Genomic DNA, 18,946 nt, shown 5'->3' with positions numbered 1-18,946 from the left:
TTAAGTAAAAGGAGCGGATTTCCTTGAAGCCAAACATCAGTCTCATCAATGCCGTGTTCAGAATCGCCTGCGGATTGACGATTATGTCAGCCGCCAGTGCAAAGTTTACGAAAAAACCTTGGTGCAGAATGCATCTCTTTTACATCTTTATGGGGGCCATGAAAGCGGGTTCGGGAATCTTGCGCTTCTGTCCTGTGACCTACATGTTTCAACACAGCGATTCTGGAAATAACGAGCATCAAAACGGATAAATGGAAAAGCTTGATCACAAAACGTGATCAAGCTTTTTTTTATGCCCACCCTTTGTTTTCATATAGAAATATCCTGCAGCTGCCAGCACTGCCGGATAAAGCAGTGCCCAGCCGCTGAATGAATAAATCACCGCGCACGCCACAAATGCCCCGAGCGCCATCCACCAGCCTATATCTCTCCTGCCCAGCAGTTTCAGTGCTGCCGCCATTGTACATATGTAAGATGCGATAAAAGCCGCGCTCGGCCCTTTCAACAGAGTCGTCAAATCGATTTGAAACAGACCATGCGCTGCAAGCACTAAGCCAAACACTGCGGCCATCGCTGTCAAAACGCGAATAGGCGTACGTTTTGTCGCACTGAGTTTTCCAAAAAATACGGGTATGTGCCCCTCTCTCGCCAATGCGTACACCATTCTTGAAAAACCGGCAATATTGGCATGGATGGTGGCGAATGTAATAAACAGCGCTAAACATACCGTGACATATACACCGCTTTCTCCTGCTCCTTTTGAAATGAGCATGGCAAGCGATGCAATTTCTCCATTCTCTCCATATGAATGAGTCCCCACCGTCACAAATGACAGCATGATATACAGCCCTGCCACACAAGACGCTGCCAAAAACAAGCTGAGCGGGACATCTTTTTCAGGGCGATGAAATTCCTCAGCCAACGGGGTAATCATTTCCCAGCCTACAAAAGAGAAAAAAATCATAACTGAAACAGATCCAGCGGCAGACCAGCCATGCGGAAGAAACGGCTTGAATTCTGCTATCGTGACGTGTGGCAATGACACAGCAATAGAAGTGACAAGCAGAAATACAATGACACAAATAACGAGTGTACTGATGTTTGCGGATAGTTGAATCCCTCTCATATGAAGCAAAATAGATATAGCCAGCATACAACCAGCAATCAATGTAATCTGCCAATCGGCCGCCTCTGTGATGTAACTGACGTAATGCGCGCCAGTCAAAGCGATGATGGGAACGCCGATCGGAACGGACCCTAACATGATCCAGCCCAAAATAGCCCCGGCTTTTTTCTGAAAGGCCAGCTGCACATAAGCAGTGATTCCTCCCGCACTAGGCGCAATTTTCACAAGCCGTGCCAGCGTGCCGACGAGAAGAAAAGATAAAAAAGACATGAATACCCAGACAAATAAAGAAGCCGGACCGGCCGTATCCGCGGTAACAGACGGCAGGATTAATATCCCGCATCCTAAAACCGCCCCAATCGTTAACGCCGTCCCTTGTATCCAAGTAATAGAGCGCTGTAATTCTGGCAACATGATGCCCCCTCTCTGATTGATGGCTTTATTATAGAAAAAATAAGACGGCATCCATATGCTACAATGAAGTTAAATCAACAGCATTACCTTACGATCAAAGGAATTTTCATTCATTCGCCTAAATATGTAAAGGAGCCAGACAAATGGACGATACAGACCTTCAGATTCTCTCGCATTTGCAGCGAAACGGCAGATTAACGATGGTTGAGCTGGGAAAGCTTGTCGGACTCAGCTCGCCAAGCGCGGCGGAGCGTGTCAGGAAGCTGGAAGACAAAGGAGTGATTACCGGCTACAGCGCGAATATCTGTTACGAAAAACTAAACAAGCATGTCACCGCTTTTATTCTCATGGAGCCGAAAAGCTGCAAGCACTACGCCGCCTTTGCAACATCGCATCCTGATGTAGCAGAAAACCACCGCATCACGGGGATGTACAGCTATGTGACAAAGGTCGTGACTGAATCGGTACATACGCTTGAGGATTTTATTGACGCCTCGATGGCCCATGGAAAACCAACCACGCTCGTTGTGCTTTCTTCTTCTAGCTGCCATCCCACTTTTACATAATAAAAAAACCCGCAGCTTCATCTGCGGGTTTTCCTCACTTATTTTTGAGCAGCCTTTAAAGCGCGTGCCCCAATGTCTTTTCTGAAAAAGAGTCCCGGTTTGAAAATTTCATCAACCGCTTTGTACACTCGGTCTCTAGCCGCTTCAAACGTTTCATCAAAAGCCGTCACATTGGCGACGCGTCCCCCGTTTGTAACGAACTCTCCGCCTTCTGCTTTCGTTCCGGCATGGAAGACCACGACCTGCTCAGTTTCTGCTGCAAGGCTGCCGATCGGCGTGCCTTTTGCATAGCTTTCCGGATACCCTTCTGATGCAAGCACAACACTCACTGCCGCGGTATCCTTCCATCTTAAGTCAACTTCCTTATCATCTAAAAGATCAAGAAGCACCTGTACCAGATCAGATTCCATGCGCGGAAGCACGACCTGTGTTTCCGGATCGCCGAAGCGGGCATTAAATTCGATGACCTTCGAGCCATTTTCAGTAAGCATCAATCCAGCGTACAAAACGCCAGTGAAGGAACGGCCTTCTTGTATCATTGCTTTTGCGGCCGGCTTAACGATCGTTTCTACAGCATGGCGGACCGTTTCTTCCGAAATTTGCGGAACTGGAGAGTAAGCGCCCATTCCGCCCGTGTTCGGGCCTTTGTCTCCGTCAAACGCACGCTTGTGATCCTGGGCAATCACCATTGGATACACCTTTTCCCCTTTGACAAAGGCCATTAGAGAAAATTCTTCACCAGAAAGATATTCTTCAATGACAACGGACGCGCTCGCATCACCGAACTTTTCATCTTCAAGAAAGTCATGCAAGCACGCAATTGCTTCTTCCTCTGTCATAGCCACAGTAACGCCTTTTCCAGCTGCAAGTCCATCTGCTTTTATCACAATCGGAGCACCTTTTTCCTGCACATATGCCTTCGCCTCATCAAAGGATGTAAACGTCTCGTATTCTGCGGTCGGAATGTCGTATTTCTTCATTAAATCCTTAGCGAACTGTTTGCTTCCTTCGATGATCGCCGCAGCTTTTGACGGACCGAACACATGTAAGCCCGCTTTTTCGAATTCATCCACCAGACCTTCAATTAAAGGAACCTCAGGGCCGACAATGGTCAGGCCGACCTGATTTTGTTTTGCAAATGAGACAAGCCCTGCGTGGTCGCTTTCCTCAATGTTTACAAGCTGAGCGGAAGCTGCCATGCCGTCATTTCCGGGAGCGGCAAATACATTCTCGACGAGGCTGCTTTGCGCTGCCTTCCACGCCAGCGTATGTTCTCTTCCGCCTTTACCGATAATTAATACATTCACGTCGTTTTCATCCCCTTAATGTTTGAAGTGTCTGATGCCGGTGAATACCATGGCAATGCCGTATTCATCCGCTTTTTTGATGGAATCCTCATCTCGGATCGATCCGCCTGGCTGAATGATGGCTGTAACGCCCGCTTTTGCCGCTTCTTCGACAGTATCTGGCATTGGGAAATATGCATCCGAACCGAGCGCGCTGCCCTTCGCTTTTTCCCCTGCTTGCTCGATTGCGATTTTTGCCGATCCGACGCGGTTCATTTGGCCTGCTCCCACGCCGACTGTCATGTTGTCCTTCGCGAGAACAATCGCATTTGATTTCACATGCTTCACGACTTTCCAAGCAAGCTTCAAGTCTTCCCACTCTTGCTCGTTCGGCTCTCTTTTTGTCGGAATGCTAATCTCAGCATCATCGAAGCCGTGCATATCTAAATCTTGAATCAGCAGCCCGCCTTGAACAGATGTCAGTTGTTTTTCCTTTTGAACAGCGGCGGATACGTCAAGCGTCAGCAGACGGAGATTTTTCTTCGCAGTCAGGACGTCGAGCGCTTCTTGGCTGAATGAAGGCGCAATGATGATTTCTAAGAAAATGTTGTGAAGCGCTTCGGCAGTTGCCTTGTCCACTTCACGGTTCAGCGCGATAATGCCGCCGAAGATAGATGTTTTATCCGCTTCAAACGCTCTGTCAAACGCTTCTGCGATCGTTTTTCCTGTTCCTACACCGCACGGGTTCATGTGCTTCACAGCAACAGCAGCCGGTTCAGTGAATTCACGAACGATTTGAACTGCCGCATCCGTGTCTTTAATGTTGTTGTAAGAAAGCTCTTTTCCGTGAAGCTGTTCTGCTTGCGCAATGGAGCCTTTGACAGGAAGAGCTGTTTGATAGAAAGTTGCTTCCTGATGCGGGTTTTCTCCATAGCGAAGCGATTGTTTTTTCTCAAATGTCACAGTGAATTGCTCTGGTTCTTTTTCACCGACAACATTTGTCAGATAGTCAGCGATCAGTGCATCATATGCCGCAGTATGACGGAATACCTTTGCCGCGAGCTCGCGTTTTTTCTGAAGAGATACGCTGCCTTCTTCTTTGATTTGATTCAGCACTGGGCTGTAATCGGCCGGATCGACGATAACCGTGACATCCTGATGGTTCTTTGATGCCGCACGCAGCATGCCAGGTCCGCCGATGTCGATATTTTCGATCGCTTCTTCATATGTGACGTCTTCCTTAGAAATCGTTTCTTTAAATGGATAGAGGTTGACGACAACGAGGTCAATCGGCTGAATCCCGTGTTCATTGATCTGCGCCATATGCTCTTCATTGCCGCGAACCGCCAGAAGGCCGCCGTGAATATTCGGGTGAAGGGTTTTTAACCGGCCGTCCATAATTTCAGGGAAGCCTGTCACTTCCGAAATTCCGATCACATCCACACCGTTTTCTTGAAGAAGCTTTTTCGTTCCGCCTGTGGAGATGACTTCAACGCCAAGCTCTGTCAGTTCTTTTACGAAAGGAACGAGATTTGTTTTATCTGAAACACTGATTAATGCACGTTTAATGGTCATGCCTTTTCACCTCTGTTATTTAATCCTAATAGCTGTTTAATCACACTCGGATACCATTTATGCTCAAGCTTGTGAATTCGCTGTTCGATTGTTTCCAATGTATCATGTTCATCAATTTCGATTGCCTTTTGAGCGATGATCGGACCTGTATCCATTCCTTCATCGACATAATGCACGGTGATTCCGGCCACCTTCACACCCGCCCGGAACGCCTGTCCGACTGCGTCGATTCCAGGAAACGCCGGAAGAAGCGACGGGTGAATGTTAATGATTTTTCCTCCATATGCTTGAAGGAGCGTATCACCGATCAGCCTCATATAGCCGGCAAGAACAATCAATTCAACCTCGTGAAGACGAAGCTGTTCAATGATGGCTTGTTCAAATGCGGCCTTGTTTTCATAAGACTTCGGCTCAAATGCAAAGGATGGAATGTGGAATGCTTCCGCCCGTTCGATGACTTTCGCCTGCGGTTTGTCGCAAACGAGGAGCGCTGCTGACGCATCCCAGTTCTCCTCCTTCAAACGCGTAACGATGGCTTCGAAGTTTGAACCGTTTCCTGATGCAAATACCGCAAACTTTTTCATGAAAGTGCCGCACCGCCGAATGTGACGCCTTCACCTTTTTTCACACGCCCGATTAAATAGGCTTTTTCGCCATGGCTTTCAAGCGTTCCGATCACATCTGTCAGATGCTCTTCTTTGACAGCCAAAACAAAACCGATCCCCATATTAAAGACGTTGAACATGTCTTCTTCCTTCAGCTTGCCGTACTCTTGCAGGAAAGAGAAAATCGGCGGGATCGGCCATGAGCCATGATCAATTTCCGCACTTAAGCCTTCCGGAAGCATACGCGGAATATTTTCAATAAATCCTCCGCCTGTCACGTGCGCCATGCCGTCGATTTTTCCGCTTTTGACCGCGGCAAGCACAGGCTTCACGTAAATCCTTGTCGGTTCAAGCAATTCCTCGCCAAGCGGGCGTTCAAACGGCTCATATGTTGTATCGAGGTCCAGCTCCGCATCATCCAGAAGCACTTTTCTGACAAGGGAAAAGCCGTTGCTGTGAAGGCCGCTGGAGCTGAGACCGATCAACAGATGGCCCTCTTCAATGTTTTCTCCAGTCACGATTTCGTCCTTTTCTGCCACTCCGACTGAGAAACCGGCAATATCGTATTCATCAGCTGTATAGAGCCCCGGCATTTCAGCCGTTTCACCGCCGACTAAGGCTGAACCTGACTGCTCACAGCCTTCCGCAACACCTTGTACAATCTGTTCAATTTTCACTGGGTCCGCTTTGCCAACCGCTAAATAATCGAGGAAAAACAGCGGCTCTGCACCTTGTGCCAGCACGTCATTGACACACATTGCAACAGCGTCCACGCCAATCGTGTCATGCTTATCCATGGAAAAAGCGAGCTTTAATTTTGTGCCGACACCGTCCGTTCCCGAAATGAGAACTGGTTTTTGATAAGAAAGCTCAGACAGGTCAAACATGCCGCCAAAACCGCCAAGGCTGCCCATAACGCCAAGCCGTTTCGTGCGCTCCACGTGTTTTTTCATTCGTTTTACAGCTTCATATCCGGCTTCGATGTCAACTCCTGCGTTTTTATATGCTTCAGACATCCTATTCACTCCTTTAAGGCGCTTTTCAAAATATCTCCCCGAACGAGGGCAGAAAGAGAAAGGCAGCCGAACTGCGCTGCCTTTATGTCATTTTTCAAGTTTTATTTGGTTAATACTGCTTCTTTTACGTGAGGAAGCACTGTATCCTGGTAAATTTCAGTCGGATATTTTCCTGTAAAGCAAGCGAGACACTGTCCGCAATTCGAGTCATCGTATTTTCTGCCGATGCCTTTCAGCAGCCCTTCCACACTCAAAAATGAGAGGGTATCGGCTCCGATTTCCTGACGGATTTCTTCAACAGAATGCGAAGACGCGATCAGTTCTTCATGTGTGGAAGTGTCAATGCCGTAAAAGCACGGATGAGCGATCGGCGGTGAACTGATTTTCACATGCACCTCTGTCGCACCCGCTTCTCTTAGCATCGTGACAATCCGGCGGCTAGTTGTTCCTCGCACGATAGAGTCATCCACCATCACGACGCGTTTGCCTTCTACAACCCCGCGCACCGCAGACAGCTTCATTCTGACGCCTTGCTCACGCAGAGCCTGGGACGGCTGAATAAACGTTCTGCCAACATAACGGTTTTTGATTAAGCCAAGCTCATACGGAATGCCTGTTGCCTCTGCATAGCCGATCGCCGCAGAAATACTGGAATCCGGAACCCCGGTTACGACGTCAGCTTCAACTGCGGATTCCTGAGCCAGCATTTTCCCAAGGTTTTTACGGGCACTGTGTACGTTAATACCGTCAATATTGCTGTCTGGTCTGGAGAAATAAATGTACTCCATGCTGCAAATGGAACGGTTGATATTCATGGAAAAACGCTCTGATTTCATTCCTTCATCATTAATGATCAGCATTTCTCCCGGCTCTACCTCACGAAGGTACGTTGCGCCGACGACGTCAAATGCGCATGTTTCTGATGCGACCACATAAGCGTCGCCCATCATGCCGATGGATAGCGGTCTCAGCCCGTTTGGATCAAGTGCGACAATCATTTCTGTTTCGGTCATGATCAGGAACGCGTAGGCGCCTTTCAGCATAGAAAGCGAGTTTTTAATTTGGTCCTTCAGCGTGAAGTGTCCGCTTCTTTTGATCAAGTGAGCCAAAACCTCTGTATCCGAAGAGGTTTGAAAGATGCTCCCTTGATTTTCGAGCTGCTGCTTCAGCTGAGTGGCGTTGACAAGATTTCCGTTATGAGCAAGCGCCAGGCTGCCATTGTTTTGGGAACGGAAGAGGAGCGGCTGAACATTTTCGTATCCGCCGCCTCCAGCCGTTGCGTACCGAACGTGCCCGATAGCGCCTTTTCCCTTTACTTTGCTGAGTTCGCCGTTTTGAAATACTTCAGTGATCAGACCTTGGCCTTTGTGAGCCGTCAGCTTTTCACCATCAGTCGCTACGATGCCCGCACCCTCCTGTCCTCGGTGCTGAAGGCTGTGGAGACCGTAATACGTGATTTGCGGGGCTTCTTCATGTCCCCAAATCCCAAAAACGCCGCATTCTTCATTTAAGCCTTTGATTTCAGCAAGCATGGGATAGCTCCTTTCCATACGCGTTCAAGCTCTTTCGTTTGCGCATGAATCATTTGTTGTCCGTCTTGGTTTTGAATCGCCAGAATTCCGTCAGCTGTTACCTCACCAATATGAACCGCATCTTTGACAGTTGCTTCAAACGCAGCTTGATGTTCTTTTTTCACTGAAACGACGAAGCGGGATTGAGATTCAGAGAATAATAACGCCGCTTCCCCTTCTACAGTCACATTAGCGCCAAGGTTTTCCGTCGTCATGACACTTTCCGCAATCGCTACGCCTAAGCCGCCTTCAGACACATCATGCGCAGATTGAACGAAGCCTTTTTTAATCGCGTCAAGCAGTGCTTTTTGACGAGACAGCTCTACATCAAGATCGATTTGCGGCGCTTTGCCGTAAATACGGCCTTCTGTCATTTTTTGCAGCTCGCTTCCCGCAAACTCTGGTTTTGTTTCGCCGATCACGTATACGAGATCTCCTGCTTGTTTGAAATGCTGTGTTGTAATGTGCGCTGTATCTTCAATTAGGCCGACCATGCCGATAACTGGTGTCGGATAGATCGCCGTGCCGTTTGATTCGTTATAAAGCGATACGTTACCGCCGATAACCGGAGTGCTGAGAACATTGCACGCTTCGCTTATGCCGTCTGCCGCTTTTTCGATCTGCCAGAAGATTTCCGGCTTCTCCGGGTTTCCGAAGTTAAGGTTATCTGTGACCGCAAGCGGTTCTGCGCCTGAGCAAATGATGTTGCGCGCTGCTTCAGCGACAGCAATTTTCCCTCCGACTTCAGGATCAAGATAGAGATAACGCGCGTTACAGTCTGTCGTCATCGCCAGCGCCTTTTTCGTTCCGCGGATTCTGAGAACACCAGCATCAGACCCAGGAGCGACAACTGTATTCGTGCGCACCATGTAGTCATACTGATCATACACCCACTCTTTACTCGCAATCGTCGGCTGCTGAAGAAGGGCCTTCAGCGTTTCATTCGCATCTTCAATTTGCGGAGCCTGAACGTCCGTTTCCAAAAACTCGCGATAGTAAGCAGGCTCTTGAGAAGGCTTATGGTAAACCGGTGCTTCTTCTGCCAAGGCATCAACAGGCAGCTCGCACACAACCTCTCCTTTGTGTGTCAGGCGAAGCATTTTATCATCTGTCACATGTCCGACAGAAACCGCTTCAAGATCGTACTTGTCAAAAATATCGATGATTTCCTGCTCACGTCCGCGCTCAATAACCAAAAGCATCCGTTCTTGTGATTCAGAAAGCATCATTTCATACGCGGTCATGCCTGTTTCGCGCTGAGGAATCAGGTCAAGGTTCATTTCAATGCCAGAACCGGCTTTACTTGCCATTTCTGCACTTGAGCTTGTTAAACCGGCAGCTCCCATATCCTGAATGCCGACTAAGGCGTCGCATTGGATGACTTCCAGACATGCTTCAAGCAAAAGCTTCTCCATAAACGGATCGCCGACTTGGACAGCAGAACGCTTTTCTTCAGACGAGTCTGACATTTCTTCAGAAGCAAACGTAGCGCCGTGGATGCCGTCACGCCCAGTTTTCGCTCCTACGTACATTACTGTGTTGCCGACACCTTTTGCCTGGCCTTTTTTGATGTCTTCATGATTGATTAAACCGACGCACATTGCGTTGACGAGCGGATTTCCTTCATAGCTGCTGTCAAACTGCACTTCTCCGCCGACTGTGGGGATGCCGATACAGTTGCCGTATCCGGCGATACCCGCTACTACTTCTTCAAACAAGTACTTCACGCGTGGTGAAGTCAGTTCACCAAATCGAAGAGAGTTCAATACAGCGATTGGGCGTGCACCCATTGAGAATACATCACGGATAATTCCGCCTACGCCAGTCGCAGCGCCTTGGTAAGGCTCGAGAGCTGATGGGTGGTTATGTGATTCAATTTTGAACACAACCGCTTGGTTATCACCGATATCAACGATTCCGGCGCCTTCCCCCGGCCCCTGCAGCACACGCTCGCCGCTTGTCGGGAATTTACGCAGAATCGGCTTTGAGTTTTTATAGCTGCAATGCTCAGACCACATGACAGAAAAAATTCCGATTTCTGTGTAGTTCGGCAATCTTCCAAGAATGGATTCTATCAATGCAAACTCATCATCACTGACACCCATTTGCTGATACAGTTTCTCTTCTTTTATTTGTTCTTTACTTGGTTCAAGCAGTAGTGACATGAGTTTCCCTCCAATTTTTCACGATAGACTGGAACAATTTAAGACCGTCGGCGCTTCCAAGCAGTTCATCGACCGCGCGCTCAGGGTGAGGCATCATGCCTAATACATTGCCATTCTCATTCACGACACCGGCAATGTCGCTGACACTTCCATTAATATTAGAGCCGTATGTGAAAGCAATTTGATTGTTTTCCTTTAATGTAGCAAGCGTCTCGTCATCACAGTAGAAATTCCCTTCACCATGGGCAACCGGGATTGTAATCGATTCTCCCTTTTCGTAGGAAGCTGTGAATAAGGTTTCGTCGTTCTGAACAATCAATTCAACCGGACGGCAAATGAACTTCAGATCTTTGTTGCGTCTCATTGCGCCTGGCAGCAGCCCAAGCTCCTGTAAAATCTGGAATCCGTTACAGACGCCAAGAACAGGTTTTCCTTCAGCCGCTGCTTGTTTGACAGCTGGCATAATATTCGCAAATCGGGCGATGGCACCGCATCTTAAGTAATCGCCGTAAGAAAATCCTCCCGGAATTAACACGCCGTCGAAGCCGTCAAGACTTGTTTCCTCATGCCAGACGTATTCCACTTCATGGCCGAGCTCATCCTTTACAGCATGATACATATCGATATCACAGTTGGAGCCGGGTAACACAATCACCGCAAATTTCACTGTGCGACTACCTCCTCAACCTCGTATCTGTAATCTTCAATCACTGTGTTCGCAAGAAGTTTTTCGCACATTTCTTTCACTAGCACGTCAAGATCACGGTCAGATTTTTCAATGGTAAGCTCCATGTATTTCCCGATGCGCACATCTTGAACTTCGTTATAAGTCATACTGTGCAAGGCATGCTGGACAGCGCTCCCTTGTGGATCTAGTACACTTTCTTTTAAGCTGACATAAACTTTTACTTTATACATGATGAATGCCTCCCAGTCTTTTGAAAATCTCTTCGTATGCGTCGGTTAAGCTTCCCAGATTGCGTCTGAATAAATCTTTGTCCAGCTTTTCGTTCGTTTCTTTATCCCACAAGCGGCATGTGTCAGGTGAAATTTCATCCGCCAAAAGCACTTGCCCGTCTGCATCTAGACCGAATTCAAGCTTGAAATCTATTAATCTGACATGACAATCGTCGAAAATGCTTTGAAGCTCTTCGTTTACTGTTTTTGTAATGGACTTAATGGTTTCTACCTGCTCAGGAGTCGCTGCTTTCAAAAGCCAAATATGATCTTCTGTGATGAGCGGATCACCCAGCGCGTCATCCTTGTAGTAAAACTCGATAATCGGCTGCTCAAGCTCCGTGCCTTCTGGAATGCCGAGACGTTTGGACATGCTTCCTGCCACAACATTTCTGACCACGACTTCAAGCGGCACAATCGTTACCTTTTTAATGAGCTGTTCCGTTTCCGAAATGCGCTCGATAAAATGATTGTTAATGCCCTTTCCATGAAGGTGTTTGAAAATTAAGCTTGAAATCTCGTTATTTAAGCGCCCTTTCCCGCTGATTTCTGCTTTTTTCTCGCCGTTAAAGGCAGTGGCGGAGTCTTTATACACGACATACAGCGTGTTTTCGTCATCGGTTTTGTAGATCTTTTTTGCTTTTCCTTCGTATAAAAGTTCATTCTTCACAATATTCACGGAAGGCCTCCTAACCCGAATGTTGGGAATTTTCAAACTGCGGCGGCTTAGAAGAAGCCGCTAAAAGCTTCTTCTATGCTAAACCTAAACGTTCAAAGATCAGATCAACATTTTTCAGATGGTAATTGTAATCAAAGCAGTCAGCAATTTTTTCTGGAGAAAGACGTGACGTGATTTTCTCTTCCGCTTCAACAAGTTCGCGGAACGGCACTTGTTTTTCCCACGCTTCCATTGCTTTCGGCTGAACAGTATCATAGGCTTCTTCACGTGTAAGGCCTGTGTCAATCAAAGCAAGCAGCACACGCTGAGAATAGATAAGGCCGAGAGTGCGGTCCATGTTGCGCTTCATGTTTTCCGGGAAGACCGTTAAGTTCTTCACGATGTTGGAGAAGCGGTTCAGCATGTAGTTCAGCGCAATTGTCGCATCCGGAAGAATAATCCGTTCTGCTGAAGAATGAGAAATATCGCGCTCATGCCATAATGGAACATTTTCGTAAGCTGTCATCATGTAGCCGCGGATCACGCGCGCCATGCCTGTCATGTTTTCAGAGCCAATCGGATTTCGTTTATGCGGCATTGCAGATGAACCCTTTTGCCCTTTCGCGAAAAATTCCTCAACTTCACGTGTTTCACTCTTTTGCAGTCCGCGGATTTCCACAGCGAATTTCTCAATGCTTGTCGCGATCAAAGCAAGTGTTGCCATATAGTCAGCATGGCGGTCACGCTGAAGGGTTTGAGTGGAAATCGGTGCTGCTTTCAATCCGAGCTTCTCACAGACATATTGCTCAACAAATGGATCAATGTTCGCATATGTGCCGACAGCGCCGGAAATCTTTCCAACCTCAATGCCTGCTTTCGCTTGTTTAAAGCGCTCAAGATTACGTTTCATTTCTTCATGCCAAAGCGCAAGTTTTAAGCCGAAAGTTGTAGGCTCAGCGTGTACGCCGTGCGTGCGCCCCATCATGACTGTGTATTTATGTTCTTTCGCTTTTTCTTTTATAATGTCAACAAATCTCTCAAGATCCTTGAGCAAAATATCGTTTGCCTGTTTTAATAAGTAGGAAAGAGCCGTATCAACAACGTCAGTTGACGTTAATCCGTAGTGCACCCATTTTCTTTCTTCGCCCAGTGATTCGGAAACGGCGCGTGTAAAAGCGACAACGTCATGGCGCGTGTCCTGTTCGATTTCTAAAATGCGGTTGATGTCAAATGACGCGTTTTCGCGCATAACCTTTACATCTTCTTTCGGAATGACGCCAAGCTCCGCCCACGCTTCACAGGCAAGAATCTCTACCTCCAGCCATGCTTGAAATCTGTTTTCATCCGTCCAAATCGCGGACATTTCAGGTCTTGAATAACGTTCGATCATTCTGCTTGTCCTCCGTCTCTATTCATCCATTTATTTGTGATCTCCTGAATCCATTCGTCTTCAGGCTGCTTCATAAATGTAATATGCCCCATTTTGCGGCCTTTTTTGATTTCATGTTTTCCGTATATATATAGCTTTGCCTCTTTTAAAAGCTCCGGGTCTTCCTCAACAAGCTTCACTTCATCGCCGAGAAGATTCACCATCATGCCCGGCTTCAGCAAATCTGTCTTCCCAAGCGGAAGCCCGCATACCGCTCTGATATGCTGCTCAAACTGGCTCGTCTCGCAAAGATCCAGCGTATAATGCCCAGAATTGTGCGGTCTTGGCGCCAGTTCATTGACCAAAAGCTCTCCGTCCTCTGTCAGGAACATCTCAACAGCAAGCGGTCCGACAAGGTTAAGCTCGTCTGCAAGCTTAACTGCGAGATCAGCAACCTTCTGCTGAATCCCTTTCTCTACCCGTGCGGGCACGATGCTTTGGAAAAGAATATTGTTGTGGTGAATGTTTTCAGCTGTCGGAAATGTTGAAATTTCACCGTTTACCGATCTGACGACGATCACCGACAGTTCCATTTCAAAAGAAACCCAGCTTTCAAGAATGCAAGTTCCGTGTTCTAACAGACTGGCTGCCTGCTCCATTTGCGCCTCTTCTTTTATCACAAATTGGCCTTTGCCGTCGTACCCGCCGCGGCATGTCTTCAGAACTGCGGGTAACCCGAGCTCCTGTACCGCCTGTTTCAATTCATTCTTTGTTTTGACGATGCTGTACGGTGCGACTTCACAGCCCGCGGATTGAATTGCTTTTTTCTCTGTTTCACGGTTTTGGGTAATGAGCAGCAGCTCACTTCCTTGCGGGAGATACGCATGATCTTTCAGCCAATGCAGCGCATCATAGTCGATGTTTTCAAACTCATATGTGATGATATCGCTGATTTCAGCCAATTTTCGAATCGCTTCACGGTCATTATAATGAGCGGTAATTTCGACATCCGCAACCTGCCCGCACGGCGAATCTTTCACCGGATCAACGACCGCGACTTTATACCCCATTTGTTTGGCGGACACAGCCATCATTTTCCCAAGCTGGCCGCCGCCGATAATGCCGATTACAGCTCCCGGATAGATGATTTGTTTAGACAAGCTGATCACTGCTTTCTAACACTGTCTGTTTTGTATTTTCTCTTCTCTCATCCAGCTTACGGGCAAGGTCTTCGTCAAATGCTGACAAAATTTGCGCCGCTAACAGGCCTGCGTTCACAGCACCCGCTTTGCCGATGGATGTTGTCGCAACAGGCACGCCTCCAGGCATTTGGACGATGGAAAGAAGTGAATCCATTCCGTTCAGCGCCTTGGACTGAACCGGAACTCCGATGACTGGCAGTGTTGTTTTCGCAGCCGTCATCCCTGGCAGATGCGCCGCTCCTCCGGCACCGGCAATAATCACCTTGATGCCTCTTTCTCTAGCAGTTTCAGCATATTCAAACATGAAATCAGGCGTCCGGTGAGCGGAAACGACCTTTTTTTCGTACGGAACATTGAGTTCGTCAAGTATGTCGCATGCGTGTTTCATTGTCTCCCAATCGGAAGTGCTTCCCATGATGATTCCTACTAGCGGCTGCATTCTGTTCCCCACCTTCTAATGCTTTTGTTTTCAGAAAATAAAAAATACCCGCTCTGCATTGCACTTATGAGGAAGCAATACAAACCGGGCATGGTACATGTATCGTCAGTCGTTCGCTTCTGCGATATATCCATGTCAGTTTTATCGATCACTTTCCTGCATAGTCCGGCAATTTACGGTTGCCGGGTAGAAACTTATGGGCCATATTCCCAAGATTATATGAGGTCGTGTTTTGATTTCATGTTTATCTTAACAACGGACATGGATAATGTCAACGATATTATCGAACGATACAAAAATTCATTCTACTAATGTTCGTGTTTTAGATCAATTTCCCTTCAAATACGATTTTTTTCCCGCACGGAACGATCTGAATTGACCCATTTTCCTTTTTTTCCATAAAAATAGGCTCTTCCATTCGCCTTACAGGCAGATATCCTTCTTCTTTCATTTGCTGAAGCACCGCATCAATCGTTTGCTGCTCTGTCACTTCAAACTTTTTCTTCTTCGGCTTTGCCATTATTCTTTAATTCTCCTCTTCTTCACCGCTTTGACCCAGAAGCCGCCGTGGATTGTTTTTGGTTCGTACGCAATAATAAAGGCTTTTGAATCAAGTGTTTTAATCGTATCATATAGCTGGAGTTCATATCTTCTCGGCGTCAGGATCTGAAGGGCTGTGCGGTCGCCTTCAAGCCCGCCTGCCACCCAATTTGTCACGCCGTAGCCTTTTTCCCGGAGCTGCTTCGGAAGATCAAGATCGAGCTCCTTCGTAATCACATTGACCATAATATAGCCAAGCGCCAATTTTTCTTCTATTTTCATGCCGACAATTACGCCTAGACCGTAACCGAGCGCGTACGCGATCACATTTTGAATCTGGTCTAAGTTATCGAGCACCAGACTCAGCCCCGTCACATAAACCAGTATTTCAATCGTACTGATGCCGGCCGCTAAATAACGCTGTCCTTTCAGCGTTAAAATCATTCTTATCGTAAAAAATGACACATAGACAATATTAATAATGAGAATTATGAGAACCATGGCTATCCCATTTGATAAGATGGTTTGCATCATTTTATTCATCCCCCTACTCTTCAGCTTGCACAAAGCATTCATATTCTACTAGAGAAATGAGCCGTTTACAATCAGCTTCGCCCGTAAGCTTAAGCAAAATATTTCGACACGCTTTTATGTGTTGAACAGTAGTAGTTTACCCTCTTTCTCGCCTTTTCAAAATCAAAACAAAAAAGCCCACTTTTCAGCAGACTCACCTCTTTATATCTATTGTCAGATCTCTTTTTTCATTTTCTGAAGGGACTTGTATTCTTTCTCAAGCTCACTCAGCGTGTAGTCAGCAAGCTGTTCCCCTCTTCCTTGATAAAATTCCGAGAGCAGTAATTTGGTTTTTAAAAATTGCTTCTTTTGGTTAATTGCTCGGCGAAGTACATCAGCCATGTCCATCATCCTCCTTAAACATAAAGGTTTTTGCGCTGGACGTTTTCAGCATTTTCCCCATCATACACGGGTTAATCCTACAAATCAACTATGTTTTTTAGATATATTTGTAAAAAGTGTGACATAAAAAAACCGGCTAGGATTAGCCGGTTTTTTCATTAAAGCGGAATCAGCGACGCCGTAAAATACTCAGAAATAAACGGCCAAGTCACTGCCGTAAACAGCAGCGCTATCGCAACCACTGCAAATACACAATAGATATAATCAATTGATGCATCTTGTGCCGCCTGGTACACACGCTGTACATACAGCGCGATGATAAAAAAGATGGAAAACAAGATCAGCACCGTAAACAGTACTGTCAGCATTGGGATATTTACGATCGCAAAGATCAGCCAAAGGATTGAAACAGCAATTACCGGTACAAGCAATGAACCCAATACGGCAGCCGCTTCTCTGAACGTCACCTTCTGCTTCATCATATAGCGGGAGACAGCCCATATAGCAAAGACCATTACCGCGAAAAAGATCAGCAAATACACAAGAACAACTAAAAACCCGTCATAGAAAGCATGATGGCGTTCTCCGAAACCGAGCGGCCGATTCCAGCTTGCCTTTAACTGAAACCAATTCCCAATTGAAAAAATGATACTGAATATAAGCATTGAAATCAGACCGTACTTATAATGAGAAAAACCATCCGTTACGACAGTTTTCGTCGGAGATTTTAAAATCGAGAACGCAAAACCGCAATATCTGTTGATGGCTGCCCAAACAGACGCAAGCTTGTCTTTAACAGTTGATTCACCGCGTTCCTGGCGCGGTTTCTGCTTTTGTTTTTGCTTCTGCTTGCTTTGCCGGCTCGCCTTTCTGGACATTCTCGATAGCGGTTCTTCATCTGCATCTATTCTTTCACTCTGGTTAATTTCTTCTTCAAACGTTTCTTTTCTTTCTTCCGTCATGTCAGCAACTCCTATCAAAAAAATACGGCGGAATACCATTCAGCAAGAAAATAAAACACTTATATAAGGTACCGAAGCCTTCCTGAACAGTCAAGTCATTTCCATTTAAGTAAAGCATGGCGGCACATCTACATGACGGTATATCGTATGAAATGGTTTTATCTTTTGCAACAAAAAAACCAGCTGCCGGTGCAGCTGGTTTTTCAATTCTTATTTTAAGAAGATAAAGTACAGGATAAATACGACAAACAGCCCGTACATGATTGGATGAACCTCTTTTGCTTTCCCTTTGCACACCATTGTAATCGGATAGAAAATAAATCCGATGGCAATACCAGTCGCGATGCTGTACGTTAACGGCATCATGATCATGGTAAGGAAAGCAGGAACGGCCACTTCGAACTTATCCCAAGCGATTTTGCCAAGCGGCGCCACCATCAATGCACCAACAATAATAAGCGCCGGCGCTGTTACATTTGACGTAACGACTGATAGGAGCGGCGAGAAAAACGTAGCCAGTAAAAAGAGAATCCCTGTTACAATTGCGGCAAATCCTGACCGGGCACCCGCAGCGACACCTGAGCTTGATTCCACATAAGAAGTTGTTGTAGACGTACCAAGCACGGCACCGATCACAATAGAAGATGAATCAGCTAAAAGCGCACGGCCTGCACGCGGCAATTTGTTTTCCTTCATTAAACCAGCTTGTGTCGCCACAGCAACAAGTGTACCAGCTGTATCAAAAAATCCGACAAACAAGAATGTTAAAATAACGATCAGCATTTGTACGGAGAAAATATCCGGGAGGTGAATCCACGCTTGTCCGAAAGTCGGCGCAAGGCTCGGCACACTGCCGACAATTTGAGTCGGAACCGGAACCAAACCGAAAATCATGCCGGCAACCGCTGTTAACAGCATCCCGATAAACACGCCTGCGTTCACGCGAAGCACCATTAAAATAACCGTGACAATCACACCGAAAATCGTTAACAGCACAGGACCGCTGTGAATGTTTCCGATCGTGACGAGCGTAGAAGGATTTGCAGTAATGATTCCTGAGCCTTGCAAACCAACGAATGTAATAAACAGGCCGATCCCCGCACCGACTGCCAATTTCAGCTCAGGCGGAATGGCGTTGATGATTTTTTCACGAAAACCTGTTAAAGAAAGAGCAACGAAAATAAGGCCTGAAATAAAAACACCAGACAAAGCTGCCTGCCATGAAATACCCATACCAAGGACAACAGAAAACGCAAAAAACGCGTTCAGCCCCATACCCGGCGCGATGGCAATCGGATATCTCGCTATTAATCCCATTAAGATACAGCCTGCTGCAGACGCCAGCGCTGTCGCCGTAAAGACCGCACCCTGGTCAATTCTCAGCGCCTCCGGAAAATCTTTCACGCTGTCCAAAGCAAGCGTAATCGGATTGACGAACAATATATATGCCATAGATAAAAAAGTCGTTAATCCGCCAATGATTTCATTGCGATAGCTGGTGCCCAGCTCATCAAACTGAAAATACTTTTTCAAGCTATTTGACTCCCTTCACTCTTTGCTATTTATTCTGTCCTGAAATC

The 18,946-nt window shown here is 46.7% G+C and carries 20 protein-coding genes and 1 riboswitch; of the genes, 2 read left to right on the top strand and 18 right to left on the bottom strand.

Annotation, left to right across the window (positions count from 1 at the left end):
* Positions 1-23: 23 nt before the first annotated feature.
* On the top strand, positions 24-251 hold the full coding sequence (locus MKY10_RS03565; protein WP_003233931.1) for a DUF2892 domain-containing protein: 228 nt from the start codon (positions 24-26) through the stop codon (positions 249-251).
* A gap of 14 nt (positions 252-265) precedes the next feature.
* On the opposite strand, the gene MKY10_RS03560 is transcribed toward MKY10_RS03565, so the two are convergent.
* Entirely contained in the window at positions 266-1,540 is a 1,275-nt protein-coding gene (locus tag MKY10_RS03560) for an amino acid permease (protein WP_339226176.1), read from the bottom strand.
* A gap of 143 nt (positions 1,541-1,683) precedes the next feature.
* On the opposite strand from MKY10_RS03560, the gene MKY10_RS03555 reads away from it, so the two are divergent.
* The gene (locus MKY10_RS03555; protein ID WP_048655153.1) at positions 1,684-2,106 is read left to right on the top strand and encodes an Lrp/AsnC family transcriptional regulator; all 423 of its coding nucleotides are present in this window, start codon (positions 1,684-1,686) and stop codon (positions 2,104-2,106) included.
* 38 nt (positions 2,107-2,144) lie between these two features.
* On the opposite strand, the gene purD is transcribed toward MKY10_RS03555, so the two are convergent.
* From purD to pbuG, 17 genes are all read right to left on the bottom strand, one after another.
* Positions 2,145-3,413 carry a phosphoribosylamine--glycine ligase gene (gene purD, locus MKY10_RS03550; protein WP_061891237.1) on the bottom strand — a complete coding sequence of 423 codons (1,269 nt, stop codon included), beginning with the start codon at positions 3,411-3,413 and terminating at the stop codon, positions 2,145-2,147.
* Between the two features lie 15 nt (positions 3,414-3,428).
* Complete coding sequence (gene purH / locus MKY10_RS03545; protein WP_046380820.1) at positions 3,429-4,967, bottom strand: bifunctional phosphoribosylaminoimidazolecarboxamide formyltransferase/IMP cyclohydrolase; 1,539 nt, start codon at positions 4,965-4,967, stop codon at positions 3,429-3,431.
* Complete coding sequence (purN, locus tag MKY10_RS03540; RefSeq protein WP_015252651.1) at positions 4,964-5,551, bottom strand: phosphoribosylglycinamide formyltransferase; 588 nt, start codon at positions 5,549-5,551, stop codon at positions 4,964-4,966. Before purN ends, purH begins: the two co-directional genes overlap by 4 nt.
* A complete protein-coding gene (gene purM / locus MKY10_RS03535) occupies positions 5,548-6,588 on the bottom strand; it encodes a phosphoribosylformylglycinamidine cyclo-ligase (protein WP_003233945.1) in 1,041 nt (346 codons plus the stop codon). Before purM ends, purN begins: the two co-directional genes overlap by 4 nt.
* A 101-nt stretch (positions 6,589-6,689) precedes the next feature.
* On the bottom strand, positions 6,690-8,120 hold the full coding sequence (gene purF, locus MKY10_RS03530; protein WP_003233947.1) for an amidophosphoribosyltransferase: 1,431 nt from the start codon (positions 8,118-8,120) through the stop codon (positions 6,690-6,692).
* Positions 8,096-10,324 (bottom strand): phosphoribosylformylglycinamidine synthase subunit PurL, encoded by a 2,229-nt coding sequence (purL, locus tag MKY10_RS03525; protein ID WP_003233949.1) that lies wholly within the window; start codon positions 10,322-10,324, stop codon positions 8,096-8,098. The genes purF and purL overlap by 25 nt, the downstream gene beginning before the upstream one ends.
* The gene (gene purQ, locus MKY10_RS03520) at positions 10,308-10,991 is read right to left on the bottom strand and encodes a phosphoribosylformylglycinamidine synthase subunit PurQ (protein WP_061891239.1); all 684 of its coding nucleotides are present in this window, start codon (positions 10,989-10,991) and stop codon (positions 10,308-10,310) included. Before purQ ends, purL begins: the two co-directional genes overlap by 17 nt.
* Entirely contained in the window at positions 10,988-11,242 is a 255-nt protein-coding gene (gene purS / locus MKY10_RS03515) for a phosphoribosylformylglycinamidine synthase subunit PurS (protein WP_003219409.1), read from the bottom strand. The genes purQ and purS overlap by 4 nt, the downstream gene beginning before the upstream one ends.
* On the bottom strand, positions 11,235-11,960 hold the full coding sequence (gene purC, locus MKY10_RS03510; RefSeq protein ID WP_014479060.1) for a phosphoribosylaminoimidazolesuccinocarboxamide synthase: 726 nt from the start codon (positions 11,958-11,960) through the stop codon (positions 11,235-11,237). Before purC ends, purS begins: the two co-directional genes overlap by 8 nt.
* A 73-nt stretch (positions 11,961-12,033) precedes the next feature.
* Positions 12,034-13,329 carry an adenylosuccinate lyase gene (gene purB / locus MKY10_RS03505; RefSeq protein WP_014476028.1) on the bottom strand — a complete coding sequence of 432 codons (1,296 nt, stop codon included), beginning with the start codon at positions 13,327-13,329 and terminating at the stop codon, positions 12,034-12,036.
* Positions 13,326-14,468 (bottom strand): 5-(carboxyamino)imidazole ribonucleotide synthase, encoded by a 1,143-nt coding sequence (gene purK / locus MKY10_RS03500; protein WP_044052613.1) that lies wholly within the window; start codon positions 14,466-14,468, stop codon positions 13,326-13,328. The genes purB and purK overlap by 4 nt, the downstream gene beginning before the upstream one ends.
* Entirely contained in the window at positions 14,461-14,949 is a 489-nt protein-coding gene (gene purE, locus MKY10_RS03495) for a 5-(carboxyamino)imidazole ribonucleotide mutase (protein ID WP_003244134.1), read from the bottom strand. The genes purK and purE overlap by 8 nt, the downstream gene beginning before the upstream one ends.
* Positions 14,950-15,090: 141 nt before the next feature.
* Positions 15,091-15,192, bottom strand: a riboswitch (purine riboswitch).
* 79 nt (positions 15,193-15,271) lie between these two features.
* The gene (locus MKY10_RS03490) at positions 15,272-15,469 is read right to left on the bottom strand and encodes an NETI motif-containing protein (RefSeq protein ID WP_003219403.1); all 198 of its coding nucleotides are present in this window, start codon (positions 15,467-15,469) and stop codon (positions 15,272-15,274) included.
* Positions 15,469-16,023: a DUF5698 domain-containing protein gene (locus MKY10_RS03485; protein ID WP_009966729.1), complete on the bottom strand. Its 555-nt coding sequence runs from the start codon at positions 16,021-16,023 to the stop codon at positions 15,469-15,471. The genes MKY10_RS03490 and MKY10_RS03485 overlap by 1 nt, the downstream gene beginning before the upstream one ends.
* A gap of 213 nt (positions 16,024-16,236) precedes the next feature.
* Positions 16,237-16,404 carry a Fur-regulated basic protein FbpA gene (locus MKY10_RS03480; protein ID WP_003244066.1) on the bottom strand — a complete coding sequence of 56 codons (168 nt, stop codon included), beginning with the start codon at positions 16,402-16,404 and terminating at the stop codon, positions 16,237-16,239.
* A 158-nt stretch (positions 16,405-16,562) separates the two neighbouring features.
* The gene (locus tag MKY10_RS03475) at positions 16,563-17,366 is read right to left on the bottom strand and encodes a hypothetical protein (protein WP_029317403.1); all 804 of its coding nucleotides are present in this window, start codon (positions 17,364-17,366) and stop codon (positions 16,563-16,565) included.
* A 210-nt stretch (positions 17,367-17,576) separates the two neighbouring features.
* Positions 17,577-18,899, bottom strand: a complete 1,323-nt coding sequence (gene pbuG, locus MKY10_RS03470) for a hypoxanthine/guanine permease PbuG (RefSeq protein WP_015252659.1) — start codon at positions 18,897-18,899, stop codon at positions 17,577-17,579.
* Positions 18,900-18,946 lie beyond the last annotated feature (47 nt).

Origin of the sequence: Bacillus sp. FSL P4-0290 (assembly GCF_037975435.1) — a bacterium.
Classification (GTDB): Bacteria; Bacillota; Bacilli; order Bacillales; family Bacillaceae; genus Bacillus; species Bacillus subtilis.
This window is presented reverse-complemented; position numbering and strand designations above follow the sequence as displayed.

Coding starts and splice junctions, on each gene's coding strand:
- MKY10_RS03560 (WP_339226176.1), bottom strand. CDS start 1,540: ATGTTGCCAGAATTACAGCGCTCTATTACTTGGATACAAGGGACGGCG.
- MKY10_RS03555 (WP_048655153.1), top strand. CDS start 1,684: ATGGACGATACAGACCTTCAGATTCTCTCGCATTTGCAGCGAAACGGC.
- purH (WP_046380820.1), bottom strand. CDS start 4,967: ATGACCATTAAACGTGCATTAATCAGTGTTTCAGATAAAACAAATCTC.
- purN (WP_015252651.1), bottom strand. CDS start 5,551: ATGAAAAAGTTTGCGGTATTTGCATCAGGAAACGGTTCAAACTTCGAA.
- purM (WP_003233945.1), bottom strand. CDS start 6,588: ATGTCTGAAGCATATAAAAACGCAGGAGTTGACATCGAAGCCGGATAT.
- purF (WP_003233947.1), bottom strand. CDS start 8,120: ATGCTTGCTGAAATCAAAGGCTTAAATGAAGAATGCGGCGTTTTTGGG.
- purL (WP_003233949.1), bottom strand. CDS start 10,324: ATGTCACTACTGCTTGAACCAAGTAAAGAACAAATAAAAGAAGAGAAA.
- purS (WP_003219409.1), bottom strand. CDS start 11,242: ATGTATAAAGTAAAAGTTTATGTCAGCTTAAAAGAAAGTGTACTAGAT.
- purB (WP_014476028.1), bottom strand. CDS start 13,329: ATGATCGAACGTTATTCAAGACCTGAAATGTCCGCGATTTGGACGGAT.
- purE (WP_003244134.1), bottom strand. CDS start 14,949: ATGCAGCCGCTAGTAGGAATCATCATGGGAAGCACTTCCGATTGGGAG.
- MKY10_RS03490 (WP_003219403.1), bottom strand. CDS start 15,469: ATGGCAAAGCCGAAGAAGAAAAAGTTTGAAGTGACAGAGCAGCAAACG.
- MKY10_RS03485 (WP_009966729.1), bottom strand. CDS start 16,023: ATGATGCAAACCATCTTATCAAATGGGATAGCCATGGTTCTCATAATT.
- MKY10_RS03480 (WP_003244066.1), bottom strand. CDS start 16,404: ATGGCTGATGTACTTCGCCGAGCAATTAACCAAAAGAAGCAATTTTTA.
- MKY10_RS03475 (WP_029317403.1), bottom strand. CDS start 17,366: ATGACGGAAGAAAGAAAAGAAACGTTTGAAGAAGAAATTAACCAGAGT.